General features: G+C 49.6%; 9 protein-coding genes and 1 pseudogene. 9 read left to right on the forward strand and 1 reads right to left on the reverse strand.

The window, feature by feature from the left end; genetic code table 11:
• Positions 1-140 precede the first annotated feature (140 nt).
• The 8 genes from J7438_RS06635 to J7438_RS06670 all read left to right on the forward strand — a co-directional run bounded on the left by J7438_RS06635 (position 141) and on the right by J7438_RS06670 (position 17,625).
• Positions 141-2,651 carry a CoA transferase gene (locus tag J7438_RS06635; protein WP_209275922.1) on the forward strand — a complete coding sequence of 837 codons (2,511 nt, stop codon included), beginning with the start codon at positions 141-143 and terminating at the stop codon, positions 2,649-2,651.
• 498 nt (positions 2,652-3,149) lie between these two features.
• Entirely contained in the window at positions 3,150-3,956 is an 807-nt protein-coding gene (gene rsmA / locus J7438_RS06640; RefSeq protein WP_209275923.1) for a 16S rRNA (adenine(1518)-N(6)/adenine(1519)-N(6))-dimethyltransferase RsmA, read from the forward strand.
• A gap of 17 nt (positions 3,957-3,973) precedes the next feature.
• Positions 3,974-4,777, forward strand: a complete 804-nt coding sequence (locus tag J7438_RS06645; protein ID WP_209204231.1) for a symmetrical bis(5'-nucleosyl)-tetraphosphatase — start codon at positions 3,974-3,976, stop codon at positions 4,775-4,777.
• A 487-nt stretch (positions 4,778-5,264) separates the two neighbouring features.
• Positions 5,265-6,482 carry a type II secretion system F family protein gene (locus tag J7438_RS06650; protein WP_209275924.1) on the forward strand — a complete coding sequence of 406 codons (1,218 nt, stop codon included), beginning with the start codon at positions 5,265-5,267 and terminating at the stop codon, positions 6,480-6,482.
• A gap of 496 nt (positions 6,483-6,978) precedes the next feature.
• A complete protein-coding gene (locus J7438_RS06655; protein WP_209275925.1) occupies positions 6,979-8,103 on the forward strand; it encodes an ankyrin repeat domain-containing protein in 1,125 nt (374 codons plus the stop codon).
• A gap of 82 nt (positions 8,104-8,185) precedes the next feature.
• Positions 8,186-10,918, forward strand: coding sequence for a DUF1601 domain-containing protein (locus tag J7438_RS06660; RefSeq protein WP_209275926.1), 2,733 nt, complete (start codon positions 8,186-8,188; stop codon positions 10,916-10,918).
• A 201-nt stretch (positions 10,919-11,119) separates the two neighbouring features.
• Complete coding sequence (locus J7438_RS06665) at positions 11,120-13,993, forward strand: DUF1601 domain-containing protein (protein ID WP_209275927.1); 2,874 nt, start codon at positions 11,120-11,122, stop codon at positions 13,991-13,993.
• 200 nt (positions 13,994-14,193) lie between these two features.
• Positions 14,194-17,625: a DUF1601 domain-containing protein gene (locus J7438_RS06670; protein WP_209275928.1), complete on the forward strand. Its 3,432-nt coding sequence runs from the start codon at positions 14,194-14,196 to the stop codon at positions 17,623-17,625.
• A gap of 24 nt (positions 17,626-17,649) precedes the next feature.
• On the opposite strand, the pseudogene J7438_RS06675 reads toward J7438_RS06670, so the two are convergent.
• Positions 17,650-17,747 (reverse strand): annotated as a pseudogene (locus J7438_RS06675) (IS5/IS1182 family transposase); the annotation flags it as partial.
• A 148-nt stretch (positions 17,748-17,895) separates the two neighbouring features.
• On the opposite strand from J7438_RS06675, the gene ushA reads away from it, so the two are divergent.
• Positions 17,896-19,494 (forward strand): bifunctional UDP-sugar hydrolase/5'-nucleotidase UshA, encoded by a 1,599-nt coding sequence (ushA, locus tag J7438_RS06680; RefSeq protein WP_209275929.1) that lies wholly within the window; start codon positions 17,896-17,898, stop codon positions 19,492-19,494.
• The last annotated feature ends 5 nt before the right edge of the window (positions 19,495-19,499 follow it).

Here is a 19,499-nt window from a genome sequence, read left to right on the forward strand (position 1 = left end):
AAAAAAAATCAGGTCTCAGGGGTATTTTTTTTTGCTGGTCGATCGGGCAATCCATTCATAACATTTTCCTTGCATAAACGCGTGCAATGAACGCACCGTATTTTAATAAAGATCTGCCTCTTTATTAGCAGGATTACCAGATGCACAATAAGAATAAATTGCCATTAAATGGTGTCAGGGTTGTTGATTTTGGCCAGCAGATTGCCGGTCCGGCTGTTGCCATGGTGCTGGCCGATCTGGGTGCAACCGTTGTCCATATTGATCCACCCGAAGGTCCTCAATGGGACCATCCCGCCAATGCTGTTCTGAATAGAAACAAACTCTGCCTGAAGCTTGATCTTAAAACTGAGTCTGGCTTGCTCCAGGCACTGTCATTGATTGAAAAAGCCGATATCGTCATCGAGAGCTTCAGACCCGACGTAATGAAACGTCTGGGCATTGATTTTCAGCAATTGAGAGAATCACGCCCCGACCTTATCTCATTGTCGATTCCCGGCTTTGCCAGTAATGACCAGTTGAGAAGGGAGTGGAAAGCCACTGAAGCCGTTGTTGCTGCTACTGCTGGTGCCTTCACGGACATGGGATTCAACCGAATTCTGATGGGTTTGAACCCAAGTTTTTCCCCTCTGCCTCTGGCCTCTTCCTACGCCACATCCCTGGCAGCCAGCTCAGTGGTTCTGGCGCTCACCGCACGTGAGAAAACCGGTAGAGGTGATCACATTGAAGTCCCTATTGTTGCCGCAATGATGGAAGGCCTCTCCTATAATTCTTACGTTGTCGAAGGATTGCCAGAGCGCTACAAAACCATGCGTGAGCATGAGATCGAGCATCGCAAGAGCAACAACATTCCCATGGCTCTCAGCTATGATGCGCTTCAGGAGTACCTGGACCCCTTCTACCGAACCTATGAATGCGCCGATGGCCGTATGTTCTACTGCGTATGCCCATCCCACCGTAATCATGCCCGCCGCTGCCTGGAGGCTCTGGGTATTTATGACGAGCTGCTGGCTGAGGGACTGCCAGACGTTAAAGATCTGCACCAGCCCATTAAGGAGTGGGACGGTGAAACGTCCATAGGCGTCTATCCATTACCGAAGAAATGGGCTGACATCATTGCAGCCAAAATGAAGAAAGTATTCCTGACCAAAACCTCACAAGAATGGGGAGAGATTTTCGGTGAAGGACAGATTCCAGGCGCTCCTCACAGAACAACCCGGGAATGGGTGAATGATGAGCACACCAACCAGTCTGGCCTGATCGTTGAGGTTAATGACCCCGTTTATGGTCTGATGAAACAACCTGGCCCCATTGCCTGGCTGGAAGAGTTTGCCGGACAAATGGTTACTCCCGCTCCGCGCAAGAATGTCAGCTATGAAGAGGCCCTCTTTGCGCTGAATACAGTCACGGACGAAGATGACCAGAGCCGATTTTCCGCTCGCCGCCAGCAGAAAGCCACTGCTCACTGGCTGGACGGACTGCGAATTCTTGATCTGACCAATGTTATTGCCGGCCCACACTCTACCGCCTTTATGGCACGCTTTGGTGCCGAAGTGATTAAGCTGGATCCGGTCACCCCTCTTTATGATCCTCTGATTGGTACCCTGTTTACCTTCCAGACCGGCGTTGGTAAACGCAGCGCGCTGGTCAACATCCTGTCTGAAGAAGGACGAGAGGTATTCAACAGATTGGTCAAGTCAGTGGATATAGTGGTTATCAATGCGCCTGAACGCCAGATGAAGCCTCTGGGTCTGGACCACGAATCACTGCAAGCCATTAACCCGGGCGTTCTCTTCTGCCGCCTGGATTGCCTGGGCGGTCCTTTGCCCGGTCCAAAAACCAATTACATTGGTTATGACGACATCATTCAGGCCAACAGTGGCATCATGAGTCGCTTTGGTGGCTCACAGACACCGGAAGAACACGCCCACCTCGGCACACTGGACGTCAACTGCGGTTTCTCCGGCGGACTGGCTATGGCGGTTGCTCTCTACCACCGCCAGAAAACAGGTCAGCCTACCCGGGCAAGAACGTCATTGTCTGCGGTAACCAATCTGGCACAGATTCCCTTTGCCTTTGACTACCAGGGAAGAGTTCCGTTTAATGAGCCTTCAGGTCGACAGGCTCTGGGTTATAACGCGCTGTCTCACTTCTATGAAACACAGGAGGGATGGATTTATCTGGACAGCAATGACTCCGAGCTGGGCAGACTGGGTCAGGTAGAAGGTCTCGGAGGTATAGTGACTGCTGACAATCTCTCATACTACCTGACAGAAGCCTTTAAAAGGGCTCCAGCCGTTTACTGGAAGTCCGCGTTGGATAAGGTAGATGTCGCTTCGGCCATTCCACAGGCTATTGAACATCTCAGAGAGCAATACAGCCGTGTTGCCGATGGTAAAGCAGGTACCAGCCTGGGCAGCTTTGCCTTCTCGATCTATCCTGAGCATCCCAGCGGCCACCAGATCACACAGATCGACCATTATTCCATTCGCCCCACAGAGTCAACTATCGTAGCCGCCACGCCTACTGAAAGGTTTGGTCATTCAACCAGGGAAGTGTTAGCTGAAATGGGTTATGACAGTGAGTCTATTGAATCAATGATTGAGCGTGGAATTGCGGGTACTGGCTGGGGCAAGGAGTTCCTTCCCAGCTGATAATCAGGTGGCAGCCATAACCTGCCACCTTCTTCCATAATGGTACTACATTTGGTGATAGCGCTTCGGCAAGTAAATGGAATTGTATATTTCAGGCTTAGTGGGCAGTGACTATGCATGGCAAATCATAGGGAGCATAGATATTCATTTCACGATGTGGTCCATCCTGCAAGTGAACTACACCAAATTATCGCCAGCTCTCTAACTGATTTTATTAGCCTGAATTCGTATCAACAAGTCAGAGGCATTCTTCGGTGAACTGCTGGCTGCAGGTCAGTCTATTGTCGGAAAGCCTCGCGAAAACATTGACGTTGACTTCGCATCTCCCAACGTTGTAATACCAATTCCGCCTTCTCAGTGAGGACATGTGTTTTGGATAGGTATCTGGCAAAAACAGCAGTCGGGCGTTATTATTGCCAGTTTGACCGATATCCACGCAATCTATTTTTCATGGCTGATGGTCATCGACTGTTTCTCCCCAGATGAGCAATACTCCTCATGCCCCAGACAGACGTTCCTTACCATAAGGCCCGCAAACGTTTCGGCCAGAACTTTCTTCACGATCATGGCGTTATCGGTGAGATCGTTGCGTCGATCAACCCGAAACAGGGCGAACATCTGGTTGAGATTGGTCCCGGCCAGGGAGCCCTGACCGCCGACGTGCTTGAGCGTGCCGGTGGACTGGACGTGGTAGAGCTGGACAGGGACCTGATTCCTACCCTGCTCCTGCGCTTTGGCCTGAATCCGAACTTTCATATTCACGAAGCCGATGCGCTGAAATTTGATTTTGCCAGCCTGAAAACCGATGACCGGCCACTGCGTATCATTGGCAACCTGCCCTACAACATTTCAACCCCGTTAATCTTTCACCTGTTAAGCTTTGAAAGCATGATTCAGGATATGCATTTCATGCTGCAGAAAGAAGTGGTTCAGCGCCTGGCCGCCGCACCGGGGGAAAAACACTATGGTCGCCTGGGCATCATGGCGCAGTATTACTGCAAGGTCGATTACCTGTTTACGGTAGGGCCCGGAGCATTCAAGCCTGCGCCCAAAGTCGACTCAGCCATCGTGCGAATGACCCCGTATCATGAGCTACCTCATCCCTGTAAAGATATTCTGAAACTGGAACAGGTTGTTCGGGATGCTTTCAGCCAGCGGCGTAAAACTATCCGTAATACACTCAAGCAGCATCTCAAGGCAGAAGAGCTTGAGGCACTGGGCATTGATCCTGCCGCCCGGCCAGAAGTACTGACGCTTGCCGATTTTGTTCGAATAGCCGACTACTTGATCGATAGACAACATTAACAGCTCAGGAACAGCCAATGACCACCTACGCAGTCGGGGACATCCAGGGTTGTTATGACCCTCTGCGACAACTGTTGGATAAACTCAAGTTTGACCCTGAGCACGATGTCCTCTGGGTTGCTGGTGATATGGTCAATCGCGGCCCGGAATCTCTGGCAACACTGCGCTACCTGAAAAGTCTTGGCAATAGCTGTATCGCCGTTCTCGGGAATCACGATCTGCACCTTCTGGCCGTGGCCTGCGGCATTCGCAAGCAGAAAAGCAAAGACACCCTGAGTGAAGTGCTGGAAGCCCCTGATGCTGATGAGCTGCTCCAGTGGCTACGCTTTCTTCCAATGCTGCACCATGACGCCCAGCGAAAGATTACCATGGTGCATGCCGGTATTCCTCCTGTCTGGACTATTAACCAGGCTATCGAACAAGCCCGGGAACTGGAGCAGGCTCTGCGGTCTGAAGACCATGTCAAATGGCTCAAAAAGATTTTCAAAAACACTAAGCCTCAGCCATGGGATGATGAGCTTAAGCTGAAGAAAAGACTTCGGCTTACCGCAGCCTACTTTACCCAGATGCGCTTCTGTAATGACCATGGAATGCTGGACCTGGAAAGCAAAGGGTCTGTCCCGAAAAACGGTTATGCGCCCTGGTTCAGCTTTTCCGGGAGCCCCTGCTTTCGAGAACAGATCATTTTTGGTCACTGGGCAGCGCTTGATGGGGTCAGTGGTCATGATAATATCCACGCCCTGGACACTGGCTGCGTCTGGGGTAAAAGCCTGACCGCAATCAATGTGGACGGTTTTCAACGAACCGAAGTTTTCAATTAAAAACACACGACAGATCAGGCTCTGTTGACCAAAGGTAACAGGCCTGTTGGCTACTGCAACTTACTTCCACAAGGCGGACCGGGGAGATCTAACCAAACCGGTTCAACGCAGCCTGAAGGCAGCTATAAAAGCCAGACTGCACATCCCGCTGAACGTGCAGTGAAACCTCAGCAGGCCCTAATGACCCACTGTATTTGACCGAAACAAACAGTAATCAGTTCTCAATTTCAGAGGATTATCTGTTTTTATGAACGCTCTGATATAAACTGGGCGGAAGTAAACTTATAAGTAGTTGGCCAAATGGAATTGTATTATCTGGTCGAGTGACAGTTACTATGCAAGGCACAACGAAGGGAGCATAGCCTTAGCTATGTGACTGGAGTTGTAACGCAGCAGAGTGACAGTCCACTTGGCCAGATAATAGGATTCCATTTGGTTAACTACTTAATCTGCTCATCAAGAAGAACAGCTATGGATCGCGCACACAATGGCCGCAAAACCAACCAAAACAGCCACCTTTGTCTGGCAGGGCAAAGATAAAGCCGGCAAAAAGATCAAAGGGGAAATGCAAAGTGCCAGTGCTGCGCTGGTCAAGGCTGAACTCAGAAAACAGGGCATCCTGGCGACCAAAGTCTCTAAAAAAAGCCTCTCCATTGGGCTTGGAGGGGGTAAGGTCAAGCCCATGGACATAGCCCTGTTCACCCGCCAGATGGCAACCATGATGAAGGCAGGGGTACCACTGCTTCAGGCCTTTGACATTACCTCCGGCGGTATTGAGAAAGAGGCCATGAGGAACCTGGTTGGCAAGATCAAGAATGAAGTGGCCTCAGGCAGCACTTTTGCCGATTCCCTCAGACAACACCCGGATTATTTTGACGACCTGTACTGCAATCTCGTTGCCTCTGGTGAACAGTCTGGAGCACTTGAGACATTGCTGGATCGAATCGCTACCTACAAAGAAAAAACCGAAGCCCTCAAGGCAAAAATCAAGAAAGCGATGAACTATCCAATTGCAGTAGTGCTTATTGCGATGATCGTTACCGTCATCCTTCTGGTGAAGGTGGTCCCTCAATTTGAAGAGGTTTTCCAGGGCTTCGGTGCTGAGCTACCCGCCTTTACCCAGGTTGTCATCAACATATCAGAGGTTGTCCAGGAATATTGGCATATCGTCCTCGGCGCTTTGGTCGCTGGCGGCTTCCTGATATCACGGACACTGAAGTCATCCAAGGCAGCCAGAGATGGTCTGGATCGCCTGATGCTGAAGCTGCCGATTATTGGTGAAATTCTAGATAAATCCGCCGTTGCCCGTTTTGGCCGAACCCTGTCAACCACCTTTGCCGCCGGGGTTCCCCTGGTCGATGCTCTCGACTCGGTCGCTGGTGCAGCAGGCAATGTCGTTTATGCCAATGCGGCAAGAAAAATTAAAGAAGATGTATCCACCGGTCAACAGCTACAGTTTGCCATGAAAAGCACCGGGATATTCCCGCCTATGGCGATACAAATGGTCTCTATCGGTGAGGAATCAGGCTCTCTGGATGAGATGCTTGATAAAGTCGCCACCTTCTATGAAGAAGAAGTGGATAATATGGTTGATGGCATGACCAGCCTTATGGAACCCATCATCATGTCGGTACTGGGTGTACTGGTGGGCGGCCTGATTGTTGCCATGTATCTGCCAATCTTCCAGTTGGGTTCTGTTGTTTAACGAACCTCCTGATCGCCTTTTTATCGTTTCAATATCTTCAATTCGGGGCTTAAGGCCCCGAAAAATAATAAATTTTATATAACAACTTCACACGCCTTTATCGTTTCATTTATCCTCAAAATATTCTTTTTACTCAGAGTATTGAAGTGGTTATAGTTTTCCGTACACGCAGACTCGAGTACTCTCAAAGCCCCTCAGACTCTGGTTCTTCATCTTACTTCGTTATTGCGGTTCGAAACAGACTGCTGCACTGCAGATCCAAGGTCATTTTCTTTGCTTGGGGAGTAAAGCCGACAACGATGTTAACTGTTTGTAGTGGGGGCTTCTAATCGGGAGCCAGGGGGGGCATAGGTTGTCGAACTACAACAGGGGAGCATCAGAATGGCTGCGGGAAAAAATTGAACTTATTCCTTTTTTTCTGGTCTGGTGTGATGCTCTGGATAATTCTTCCAAGAATCTGAAGATTGACGTCAATCACACTACAGGGTAAACAGATATGGTTCCCACATCGTTTTCTGGCGTGAAATTTGCGAAACTTGATGATCAGCCAAATTTGCCCGAGAATCAGTCTACTGAGCCTGAGTTAGAGACAATTGTCAGAAAAAATCTTAAAGCCCTTAAAAAGGCTAATGAGAAGCAAGCATCATCGTCAGATGCACCATCCACTTTAGAGTCTTCCAACCCCGATGGGCCGGTAACTCCCATTCAGCATTGGTTCTGGGACTTGACTGTCAATCATCATAAAACCAGCTCCATGGCCAAAATTTCCCAGGCTATCCAGGAAGGCAAAGAAATTCTGGAGCAAAATCCAGCCCTGTCCATCAATGATTGTCTGTGGTGGCCAGAATGGAAATATGTAACGGGTTTAATGTCTGTCGTAGCAAACGGTGGCGGTGAGGTTGCCATTGATTTAATCACTGAAATGGGTGCTGATCCTTTTATTGAGGACTGTAACAGGAAAAATTTGCTGCACCTGTTGATTGCCAAAGGACATAAAAAAGCTTCAATAAGTGGAAATCAAAAACAATACCCAGTGTTCACAAAAATAATACAATCAGAAAGTTTACCAGTCAGCAGGCATATAAACTCACAGGATAAATACGGTCTGACACCATTGCATTATGCTTGCGCCAGGCGAGATCAGGCCTATATCCAACCCCTTATCGAGAGGGGAAGCGACCCTGCCATTAAAGATATCAATGGCAATAATTGTCTGGACGTATTACTGATGAGCGAGCAGAGTAGACTCAATCTTATTTCCCTGGCAGTAGCCATTGAAGCTCAGTCGTTAAGCCATAGCAGGGTCTTGGCTGACTATAGATTGGACGGAAGTCAAAACTACTTTTTTCGGGATAAACCTATAGCTAATGTATTTGAGTCCTCCGCTACTCTGTTTAATCACTTAACCTTCAATTTAAAAGCGTTTATCAGTTGTCTGGAACAACCATCTGATGACTGCATGAGCTATCTGGTCGATTTGCTGCTCTCTGCCATGGCCACTCCCGAGGCAGTTACAGAGGATAAAGACAATAAGGGTGTTGCTGAGACAGCAAAAAAACATGGACTCCTTACTGGTATCACGACTGAAGGTGATGGCAAAAAACTGGCGACAGCTCTTTAATCCTGGCTTCGTCAGTAAAATGAACTTCTGAACAAAACAGCAGTCTGCTTTTTATATTCTCATGAATTAATGAAATATAATTATGCATCCAACCTCTGCTGGTATTGGTGGCCAATACCCAAGACCAGATAATGATGAGAACCAACCGGATAACCGTGCCGCTTCTTCAAGGCGTGGACGATATCGACAGGGTACAGTCACACATTGGGATAATCCCCCCAGTACGACCCCGAGACGTCATGAATGTCACCATTCTTTTGACCCATACTCTTCTCAATATCTGCAGCGCCGTTCAGTAAACCCTGCTCAAGATTTTAATGCCCTCATCGAACAGGAAATAATGGATGACCTGTTGAGAAAATCCGGTCGCTTCGGTCATCGCTATGACGGGAGACATCACGGCCAATATGCCAGTTCAATTAAAAAATACACCTCAGCTGCTAAAAGACCGTTAAATCGAGCGGAACAAGGCCAGCTGATACGTCTGCTGCAAAATTTTACTGCAACACGGCATTGGAATTGGCGAAGCCTGACGACAACACTTCATTCATTGACTTCAGCGGGTGTTTTTACCACTCATAAACCAATGGATCCGCGTGTTAAGCGTACACAAGCTGCCTTATTGTCAACGCTACTCGATGCAATAATATTCAAGTTCAGCCAAAAACCTCAAGCCAGGGATATCGATGCTCAGGGTATCGCCAACCTGCTGTGGGCCATGGCGAAACTGGTGGACCACGGGCAGGAGCAGACACCAGAGTTCAAAGAGGCTTTGGCCGCGCTGTTGCCCCATGTGAACACACACCAAGACCAATTTATTCCTCAGCATATCGCCAACTTGCTGTGGGCCATGGCAAAACTGGTGAACAACGGGCAGGAGCGGACACCAAAACTCACCGAGGCCGTGGCCGCACTGTTGCCCCACGTGAACGCACAGAAAGCTAACTTTAAACCACAGGGTATCGCCAACCTGCTGTGGGCCATGGCGAAACTAATGGACTACGGGCAGGAGCCGACACCAGAGTTCAAAGAAGCCCTGGCCGCACTGTTGCCCCACGTGAACGCACATAAAGATCAATTTATTCCTCAGCATATTGCTAACCTGCTGTGGGCCATGGCGAAACTGGTGGGCAACGCGGAGTGGGCACCAGAGTTTAAAGAAGCTGTGGCCGCGCTGTTGCCCCATGTGAACGCGCACCAAGACCAATTTATTCCTCAGCATATCGCCAACCTGCTTTTGGCCATGGCGAAACTGGTGGACTACGGGCAAGAGCGAACACCAGAGTTCAACAAGGCCGTGGCCGCGCTGTTGCCCCACGTGAACGCACAGAAAACTCATTTTAAACCACAGGAAATCGCCAACCTGCTGTGTGCCATGGCGAAACTGGTGGACAACAGGCAGGAGCTGACACCAGAACTCAAAGAGGCCGTGGTTGCGCTGTTGCCCCTCGTAAACGCACAGAGGGCTAACTTCAAACCACAGGAAATCGCCAACCTCCTGTGGGCCATGGCGAAACTGGTGGACAATGGGCAGAAGCCGACAACAGAACTCAAAGAGACCGTAGCCGCCCTGTTGCCCTGCGTGAACGTACAGAAAGACCAATTTATTCCTCAGCATATTGCCAACCTGGTGTGGGCCATGGCGAAACTGGTGGACTACGGGCAGGAGTGGATACCAGGGCTTAAAGAGGCCGTGGCTACGCTATTGCCCCACGTGAAAGCACAGAAAAACCAATTTAATGCCCAGGGTATCGCCAACCTGCTGTGGGCCATAGCGAAACTGTTGGACCACGGGCACGAACAGACACCAGAGTTCAAAGAGGTCGTGGCCGCGCTGTTACCCCACGTGAACACACAAAAATACCAATTTATTCCTCAGCATATCGCCGTGCTGCTGTGGGCCATGGCGAAACTGGTAGACAAAGGACAGAAGCTGACGCCAGAATTCAAGGAGGCCGTGGCCGCGCTGTTACCCCTTGTGACCCCACAGAAAGACCAATTTATTTCTCAGCATATCGCCAACCTGCTGTGGGCTATGGCGAAACTGGGTGAGTTCGTAGAGCTGAACCAGGTTATCTCTTCGTTCGAATATCTTGTCCAGCGAATCAGCAACAACCCACAGCTCTCTCAGCAAGAGATATTTATGTCTCTCTGGGGAATAATGGTCTGCTGTGCCAGGTTGTCTCTGGTCTCCAATACCAATAACGTGCTTGAAAAGCACCTGAATGATCTGTTTACTCGCCTGGAAAATACCTCCCCAAACAATAAGGAGGATCGATCCATCATGGCCATGGCCGCAAGCTGGCTTGGCAGAACGTGTCCGGTCGTCCCCCATTACCAGACAAACATTTCAAAACCTCAAACCGACTTCCGCGATCAACTCCAATCATGCATTCCATCCTTGAAGATTGAAGAAGAAAAGAGCCTGAACGCATTACCGCCGGTTGACCTGCTACTGCCAGATCACAACATTGTGATTGAAGTTCAGGGATCGTCTCATTATGTGGGCGGTGATTTCAAAACCAGGAATGGTTCCACTCTGCTTAAAATCGCACTGCTGCAAAAAGCAGGATTTGAGGTCATTGAAATTCCGGTTAACATGCTCTTGAGTCAGGATTTAATGAAACCATACATTAATCAAATAAAGACCAGGGTAGACATCCCGCCACAGGGTCATGGCTCTGTATCACATAAAAAAGGGGGGTCAGATGAGGTAAGCGTTACTGCAGATAAAGAATGGCAACCCTCAGATCACTGTTACATAATCACCGAAGAACATTCAGAAGAGCAAATCATTTCCTCCCTTCCATCATGACTCAAGAACCGTTTTCACATGCCAGGAGAGCTTTCAGCTTTTCGACCATACCCACAGGTGATCCAGATTGATCAATGGTTGTCACTGTTTGGTAGATGGGTTTCCCCAATTGCTTGTGTTTATAGACACTTGAGCAAAATGAACTTCTGAACAAAAGAGCAGTCTGCTTTTTATATTCTCATGAATTAATGAAATATAATTATGCATCCAACCTCTGCTGGTGTTGGTGGTCAATACCCAAGACCAGATAATGATGAGAACCAATCGGATAACCGTGCCGCTTCTTCAAGGCGTGGGCGATATCGACAGGGTACAGTCACACATTGGGATAATCCCCCCCGCACAACCCCGAGACGTCATGAATGTCACCATTCTTCTGGCCCATACTCTTCTCAATATCTGCAGCGCCGTTCAGTAAACCAAACTCAAGATTTTAATGCCCTCATCCAACAAGAAAAAATGGATGGTCTGGTGAATAAATCCGATCGTTTCGGTCATCGCTATGATGGGAGGTATCACGGTCAATATGCCAGTTCAATTAAAAAATACACGTCAGCTGCTAAAAGACCGTTAAATCGAACGGAACAAAACCAACTGATACGTTTTCTGCAAAATTTTACCGCAACGAGAAGCTGGAATTGGCGGAGCATGACGACAACACTTCACTCATTGGCTGCAGCGGGCGTGTTTACCCCACATCCACCCATCGATGAGCGTGTCAAGTCTACTCAAGCTAAGGTATTGTCAACGCTACTTGATGCAATAACGTTCAAGTGCAACCAAAAACCTGAAGCCTGGGATATTGATGCCCAGGGAGTCGCCAACTTGCTGTGGGCCGTGGCGAAACTGGTGGACAGGGGGCAAGAGCGGACACCAGAGATCAAAGAGACCGTGGCCGCGCTGTTGCCACACGTGAACGCACAGAAAGCTAGCTTTAAATCACAGGAAATCTCCAACCTATTGTGGGCCATGGCGAAACTGTCGAACAACGGGCAGAAGCAGACACCGGGGCTGAAAAAGACTGTGGCCCTGCTGTTGCCCCATGTGAACGCACACAAAGACCAATTTATTCCTCAGCATATCGCCAACCTGCTGTGGGCCATGGTGAAACTGGTGGACAACGGTCAGGAGCTGACACCAGAATTCAAAGAGACCGTGGCTGCGCTGTTGCCCCACGTGTACGCACAAAAAGACCAATTTATTCCTCAGCATATCGCCAACCTGCTGTGGGCCATGGTGAAACTGTTGGACAACGGGCTGGTACAGACACCAGGCCTCAACAAAGCCTTGGCCGGGCTGTTGTCCCACGTAAACGCACAGAAAAACCAATTTAATGCCCAGGATATCGTCAACCTGCTGTGGGCCATGGCGAAGCTGGCGGACAACGGGCAGGAGCAGACACCGGAGCTCAAAGAGGCCGTGGCCGCGTTGTTGCCCTGCGTGAACGCAGGGAAAAACAAATTTATTCCTCAGGGTATCGCCAACCTGCTGTGGGCCATGGCGAAACTGGTGGACAACGGGCAGAAGCGAACAGCAGAACTCAAACAGGCCGTGGCCGCGCTGTTGCCCCACGTGAACATACAGAAAGACCAATTTATTCCTCAGCAGATCACCAACCTGCTGTGGGCCATGGCGAAACTCGTGGACAATGGCCAGGAGCAAACACCAGAGTTCAACGCGGCTGTGGCCGCGCTGTTGCCCCACGTGAACGCACAGAGAGACCAATTTAATGCCCAGGGTATCGCCAACCTGCTGTGGGCCATGGCGAAACTGAAACTGGTGGACAATGGGCTGAAGCAGATACCAGGGCTCAACGAGGCCATGGCCGTGCTGTTGCCCCACGTGAGCGTTCAGAAAGACCAATTTACTCCTCAGCAGATCGCCAACCTACTGTGGGCCATGGCGAAACTGGTGGGCAATGGTCTGGAGCAGACACCCGGGCTCAACGAGGCCGTGGCCGTGCTGTTGCCCCGTGTGAGCGTTCAGAAAGACCAATTTATTCCTCAGCAGATCGCCAACCTGCTGTGGGCCATGGCAAAACTGGTGGACAATGGTCTGGAGCAGACACCAGGGCTCAACGAGGCCGTGGCTGTGCTGTTGCCCCATGTGAGCGTAGAGAAAGACCAATTTAATGCCCAGGATATCGCCAACCTGCTGTGGGCCATGGCGAAACTGGTGAACAACGGGCAGGAGCAGACACCGGGGCTTAAACAAGCTGTGTTCGCGCTGTTGCCGCACGTGAACGCGCAGAAAGACCAGTTTCACGCCCAGGGTATCGCCAACCTGCTGTGGGCCATGGGAAGGCTGGGTGAACTCATTGAGCTGGATGTGAGTACATCCACGTTCGAATCGCTTGTCTACAAAATCAGTGAAAACCCACACTTCTCTCAGCAAGATATATTGATGTCTCTCTGGGGAATAATGGTATGCTGTGCCAGGTGGTTTCTGGTTTCCAAGGCCAATAAAAATAACTGGCTTGAAAAGCACATGGACGACCTGTTTACTCTTCTGGAAAATATATCCCTGGACAATGAAGAGGATCAATCCATCATGGCCATGGCCGCAAGCTGGCTTGGGAGAACTTGTCCGGTCGTCCCCCATTACCGGACGATCATTTCAAAACCTCAAACCTTCTTCCGCGATCAACTCCAATCATGCATTCCATCTTTGAAGATTGAAGAAGAAAAGAGTCTGAACTCATTACCTCCCGTTGACCTGCTACTGCCAGATTACAACATGATTATTGAAATTCAGGGTCCTTCTCATTTCGTGATTGATGATTTTAAAACCAGGAATGGTTCGACTCTGCTTAAACTCGCACTGCTGAAAAAATCAGGATTTGAGGTCATTGAAATCCCGGTTTACCAACTTTGGAGCCAGGATTTAATGAAACTATGCATTGATCAAATAAAGACCAGGACAGACATATCACCACAGGGTTATGGCTCTGTATCAGTTAAAGATCACTGTGACTTAACCACCGAAGAACATTTAGAAGATCAAACAAGCAAACCAAAAAGAAAAAAGAAAAGGAAGAGAAGAAAAAAGCCAGTAATCTCCTCCCTTCCATCATGACTCAAGAACCGTTTTCACATGCCAGGAGAGCTTCCAGCTTTTCGACCATACCCACAGGTGATCCAGATTGATCAATGGTTGTCACTGTTTGGTAGATGGGTTTCCCCAATTGCTTGTGTTTATAGACATTTGATCAAAATGAACTTCTGAACAAAAGAGCAGTCTGTTTTTATATTCTCATGAATTAATGAAATATAATTATGTATCCAACCTCTGCTGGTATTGGTGGTCAATACCCAAGACCGGGTAATGATGAGAACCAACCGGATAACCGTGCCGCTTCTTCAAGGCGTGGGCGATATCGACAGGGTACAGTCACACATTGGGATAATCCCCCCCGAACGACCCCGAGACGTCATGAATGTCACCATTCTTCTGGCCCATACTCTTCTCAATATCTGCAGCGCCGTTCAGTAAACCCTGCTCAAGATTTTAATGCCCTCATCAAACAGGAAATAATGGATGACCTGTTGAGAAAATCCGGTCGCTTCGGTCATCGCTATGACGGGAGATATCACGGCCAATATGCCAGTTCAATTAAAAAATACACGACAGCTGCTAAAAGACCGTTAAATCGAGCGGAACAAGGCCAGCTGATACGTCTGCTGCAAAATTTTACTGCAACACGGCATTGGAATTGGCGAAGCCTGACGACAACACTTCATTCATTGACTTCAGCGGGTGTTTTTACCCCTCATAAACCCATGGATGAGCGTGTGAAGCTGACTCAAGCTGCCTTATTGTCAACGCTACTTGATGCAATAATATTTAACTGCAACCAAAAACCTCAAGCCAGAGATATTGATACCCGGGGAATCGCCAACCTGCTGTGGGCCATGGCGAAACTGGTGGACAACGGGCAGGAGCAGACACCAGAGTTCAACGAGGCCGTAGCCGCCCTATTGTCCCACCTGAACGAAAAGAAAGACCAATTTAATACCCAGGATATCGCCAACTTGCTGTGGGCCATAGCGAAACTGGTGGACAACGGGCAGGAGCAGACAACAGGCCTCAAAGCGACAGCCGTCGCGCTGTTGCCCCACGTGAACGCACAGAAAGACCAATTTATTCCTCAGCATATCGCCAACCTGCTGTGGGCTATGGCGAAACTGGTGAACAATGGGCAGGAGCGGACACCAGAGTTCAACGAGGCTCTGGCAGCGCTGTGGCCCCACGTGAACCTGCAGAAAAACCAATTTAATGCCCAGAATATCACCAACCTGCTGTGGGCCATGGCCAAACTGGTGGACAACAGACAGGAGTGGACACCAGGGCTCAACGAGGCGGTAGCCGCGCTGTTACCCCTCGTGCAGGTAAAGAAAAACCAATTTAATGCCCAGGGTACCGTCAACCTGCTGTGGGCCATGGCCAAACTGGTGGACAACGGGCAGGAGCAGACACCAGAGTTCAACGAGGCTGTGGCCGTGCTGTTGCACCGGGTGAAAGCGCAGAAGGACCAATTTAAGGCCCGGGCTATCGTCAACCTCCTCTGGGCCATGGCGAAACTGGTGGAAAACGGGCAGAAGCGGACACCGGGGTTCAAAGAGACCATGGCCGCACTGTTGCCCCACGTGAACGCACAGAAAGCTGACTTTAAACCACAGGAAATCGCCAACCTGCTGTGGGCCATGGCGAAACTGGTGGACAATGGGCAAGAGCGGACACCAAGACTCAACGAGGCCGTGGCTGCGCTGTTACCCCGGGTGAACGCACAGAAAGCTGACTTTAGACCACAGGGTATCGTCAACCTGCTGTGGGCCATGGCGAAACTGGTGGACTACGGGCAGGAGCGGACATCAAGACTCAACGAGGCCGTGGCTGCGCTGTTGCCCCACGTGAACGCACAGAAAGCTGACTTTAAACCACAGGGTATCGCCAATCTGCTGTGGGCCATGGCGAAACTGGTGGACAATGGCCAGGAGCAAACACCAGAGTTCAAAGAGGCCGTAGTCGCGCTGTTGCCCCACGTGAACACACAGAAAAACCGGGTTAATGCTCAGGATATCGCCAACCTGCTGTGGGCCATGGCGAAACTGGTGAACAACGGACTGGAGCTAACACCGGGGCTCAAAGAGGCCGTGGCCGCGCTGTTGCCCCACGTGGAAACACAGAAAGACCAATTTATTCCCCAGCATATCGTCAATCTGCTGTGGTCCATGGCGAAACTGGTGGACAGCGGGCAGGAGCGGACACCAGAACTCAACAAAGCTGCGACCGTTCTGTTGCCCCTGGTGAATATACAGAAAGCCAGCTTTAAACTGCAGGAAATCGCCAACCTGCTGTGGGCCATGGCGAAACTGGCGGACAACGAACAGGAACAGCCACCAGAGATCATAGAGACTGTGACCGCCCTGTTACCCCACGTGACACAGAAGGCTAACTTTAATCCAAAGGAAATCGCCAACCTGCTGTGGGCCATGGCGAAACTGGTGGACAATGGGCAGGACCGGATACCAGGGCTCAACGAGGCCGTGGCCGCGCTGTTGCCCCATGTGAACGGACAGAAAGCTAACTTTAAACCACAGGGAATTTCCAACCTGCTGTGGGCCATGGCAAAACTGGTGGACAACGGGCAGGAGCAGACTCCAAAACTTAATGAGGCAGTTGTCGCGCTGTTGCACCAGGTGAACACACAGAAAGATCAATTTGCTGCCCAGGCTATCGCCAACCTGCTATGGGCCATGGCGAAACTGTTGGACAACGGGCAGGGGCAGGCACCAGGGATCAAAGCTACCGTGGCTATTCTGTTGCCCATGGTGAATATACAGAAAGCTAACTTTAAACCACTGGAAATCACCAGTCTGCTGTGGGCCATGGCGAAACTGGTGGACAACGGGCAGGAGAAGACACCAGAGCTCCAAGAGGCCGTGGCCGTACTGTTACCCCACGTAATCGCACAGAAAGACCAATTTCATGCCAAAGGTATCGCCAACCTGCTGTGGGCCATGGCGAAACTGGGTGAGTTCGTTGAGCTGAACGCAGTTACCTCTACGTTCGAATCACTTGTCTACCGAATCAGTGAAAACCCTCAGCTCTCCCGGCAAACGATATTGATGTCTCTATGGGGAGTGATGGTTTGCTGTGCCAGGTTGACTCTGGACGGCAATGGCAATAAAAATAACGTGCTTGAAAAGCAAATGAATGTCCTGTTTACACGCATGGAAAATACCTCCCCGGATAATCAGGAGGAACATTCCATCATTGCCATGGCCGCCAGTTGGCTTGGGAGAGCCTGTCCGGTCGTCCCCCACTACCAGACAACCATTTCAACACCTCAAACCGACTTCCGCGATCAACTCCAATCATGCATTCCATCCTTGAAGATTGAAGAAGAAAAGAGTCTGCATGCATTACCGCCGGTTGACCTGCTACTGCCAGATCACAACATGGTGATTGAAGTTCAGGGATCGTCTCATTATGTGGGCGGTGATTTCAAAACCAGAAATGGTTCCACTCTGCTTAAAATCGCACTGCTGCAAAAATCAGGATTTGAGGTCATTGAAATCCCGGTTAACCAGCTTGGGAGCCAGGACTCAATGAAACCATGTATTGATCGAATAAAAGCCAGGGTAGACCTCCTGCCACAGGGCCAAGGCTCTATTTCACTTAGCGGCTGTGTTAAAACTACTTAAGCCTTCTCAGCATTATGCGAATGCTATATGGCGTTTTCTGCCTTTTATTTTCTTTCCACCATCATAGCCTCGCCCCCCCCTTTTACCGATGTTTTCACGTATTGGGAGTCAATGCCTGCTGCTTTGGTTGTGGCTCTTTCCCGCCTGAATTCGTACCTGATTGAGCTACAGCTGTTAAACAGTTAGCCTCTCTTGATATAACGAAATTTATGCAACTCACTCATACAAATAAAACAATTTTTTCTTTTTATTCTTTAGGACATCATTTAAATGGCATTTAAATTATCAAAACCAGCTCCCCTGACCGTCGCTGCTATTGCTGTTATGGTTAGCGCATACTCCCTTATTCCGGAAAAACAAACGGGCATCGCCTTCGACCCGGATAAAACTTACCAGTTCACGGTACTGCACACTAATGACCATCATGGTCGGTTCTGGCATGACAGGCAAGATCAGTTCGGGATGGCAGCCCGCATGACTTTGATTGAGGAGATTCGCAAAGAAGTATCTGAAGAAGGTGGACATGTGCTGCTACTGTCCGGGGGCGACATTAATACAGGTGTACCCGAGTCAGACCTGCAGGACGCTGTCCCTGACTTCAAAGGCATGAATATGCTTGGGTACGATGCAATGGCTGTTGGCAACCATGAATTTGATAACCCGCGAGATATATTGACGATGCAGGAAGAACTGGCAGAGTTTCCATTCCTGTCAGCCAATATTGTCGATCAGGAAAGTGGGGAGCCATTGTTTGCGCCTTACACCATGTTCAATCTTGATGGTCTTCGTGTCGCGGTTATGGGTTTAACCACAGACGATACCCCTAAAACGTCTAATCCTGAGAATGTGCAAGGTCTGACATTTGCAAGCCCGATTGAGGTAGCGCGTGAATTACTGCCCAAACTGGAAGAGAAGGCCGATGTGATCATTGCTTCAACGCACATGGGTCACTACCCCAATGGCAATCATGGTGTTAAGGCTCCCGGTGATGTAACGCTTGCTCGAACCGTAAACGGCATCGACCTGATTGTTGGCGGTCACTCCCAGGATCCATTGTTTGAGCCTGATCTGCAAAATGACACCTGGATCGTACAGGCCCATGAGTGGGGCAAATACGTTGGGCGCGCAGACTTCGTTTATCAACAGGGGGATCTCGAACTTATTGATTACCAGCTGATCCCTGTTAACCACAAGGGAAGTGAAACCAGAATTCCTTATCATGAAGCAATGATGAGGCTTCTTTCTCCTTATCAGGAGGCCGGAGCAAAACTGGTTGATGTTAAAATTGGCAGTGTCGACCAACGCTTAATGGGCGAACGTAATGAAGTGCGGTTCCAGCCAACCAATCTGGGCACGTTACTGACCCGGGCTTTTATGGACAAAACCGGTGCTGACTTTTCGGTAACCAATGGAGGCGGGATTCGTGCCAGCATCAATGCCGGGGAGATTACTTATAAAGATGCTCTGATCGTATTTCCATTCGGCTACACACTGACTACTGTTGATATGTCTGGTCAGCAGGTTCTCGATTACCTGGAGGTTGTTGGTCAAATGCCCGCTAATAGCGGTGCATTTGCTCACTTCTCTGGTGTTGAGATGGTGATCACCGCATCGGGAATTGAACATGTTCGTATTGGCGGGAAACCACTGGATAGGAATAAAACTTATAAGATGGCAACTCTGAGTTTCTCTGCAAGGGGAGGTGATAAGTATCCTGATGTGAGTTCCTATCCGGGCTTTGTAGATACTGGCTTTCTGGACGCAGAAGTGATTCGTGAGTACATCGAAAAAAACTCACCCATTAACGTTGCCGATTATGAACCAAAAGGTGTCGAGCGACAGACATTGATATCATACGGCAGCGATTAAGGCGA

The organism is Thalassotalea sp. G20_0, assembly GCF_017744175.1.
Classification (GTDB): domain Bacteria; phylum Pseudomonadota; class Gammaproteobacteria; order Pseudomonadales; family Endozoicomonadaceae; genus Endozoicomonas.

What these genes read in the sequence shown, in the direction of transcription:
- J7438_RS06635 (WP_209275922.1), top strand. Translation starts at nt 141, where the DNA reads ATGCACAATAAGAATAAATTGCCATTAAATGGTGTCAGGGTTGTTGAT.
- rsmA (WP_209275923.1), top strand. Translation starts at nt 3,150, where the DNA reads ATGCCCCAGACAGACGTTCCTTACCATAAGGCCCGCAAACGTTTCGGC.
- J7438_RS06645 (WP_209204231.1), top strand. Translation starts at nt 3,974, where the DNA reads ATGACCACCTACGCAGTCGGGGACATCCAGGGTTGTTATGACCCTCTG.
- J7438_RS06650 (WP_209275924.1), top strand. Translation starts at nt 5,265, where the DNA reads ATGGCCGCAAAACCAACCAAAACAGCCACCTTTGTCTGGCAGGGCAAA.
- J7438_RS06655 (WP_209275925.1), top strand. Translation starts at nt 6,979, where the DNA reads ATGGTTCCCACATCGTTTTCTGGCGTGAAATTTGCGAAACTTGATGAT.
- J7438_RS06660 (WP_209275926.1), top strand. Translation starts at nt 8,186, where the DNA reads ATGCATCCAACCTCTGCTGGTATTGGTGGCCAATACCCAAGACCAGAT.
- J7438_RS06665 (WP_209275927.1), top strand. Translation starts at nt 11,120, where the DNA reads ATGCATCCAACCTCTGCTGGTGTTGGTGGTCAATACCCAAGACCAGAT.
- J7438_RS06670 (WP_209275928.1), top strand. Translation starts at nt 14,194, where the DNA reads ATGTATCCAACCTCTGCTGGTATTGGTGGTCAATACCCAAGACCGGGT.
- ushA (WP_209275929.1), top strand. Translation starts at nt 17,896, where the DNA reads ATGGCATTTAAATTATCAAAACCAGCTCCCCTGACCGTCGCTGCTATT.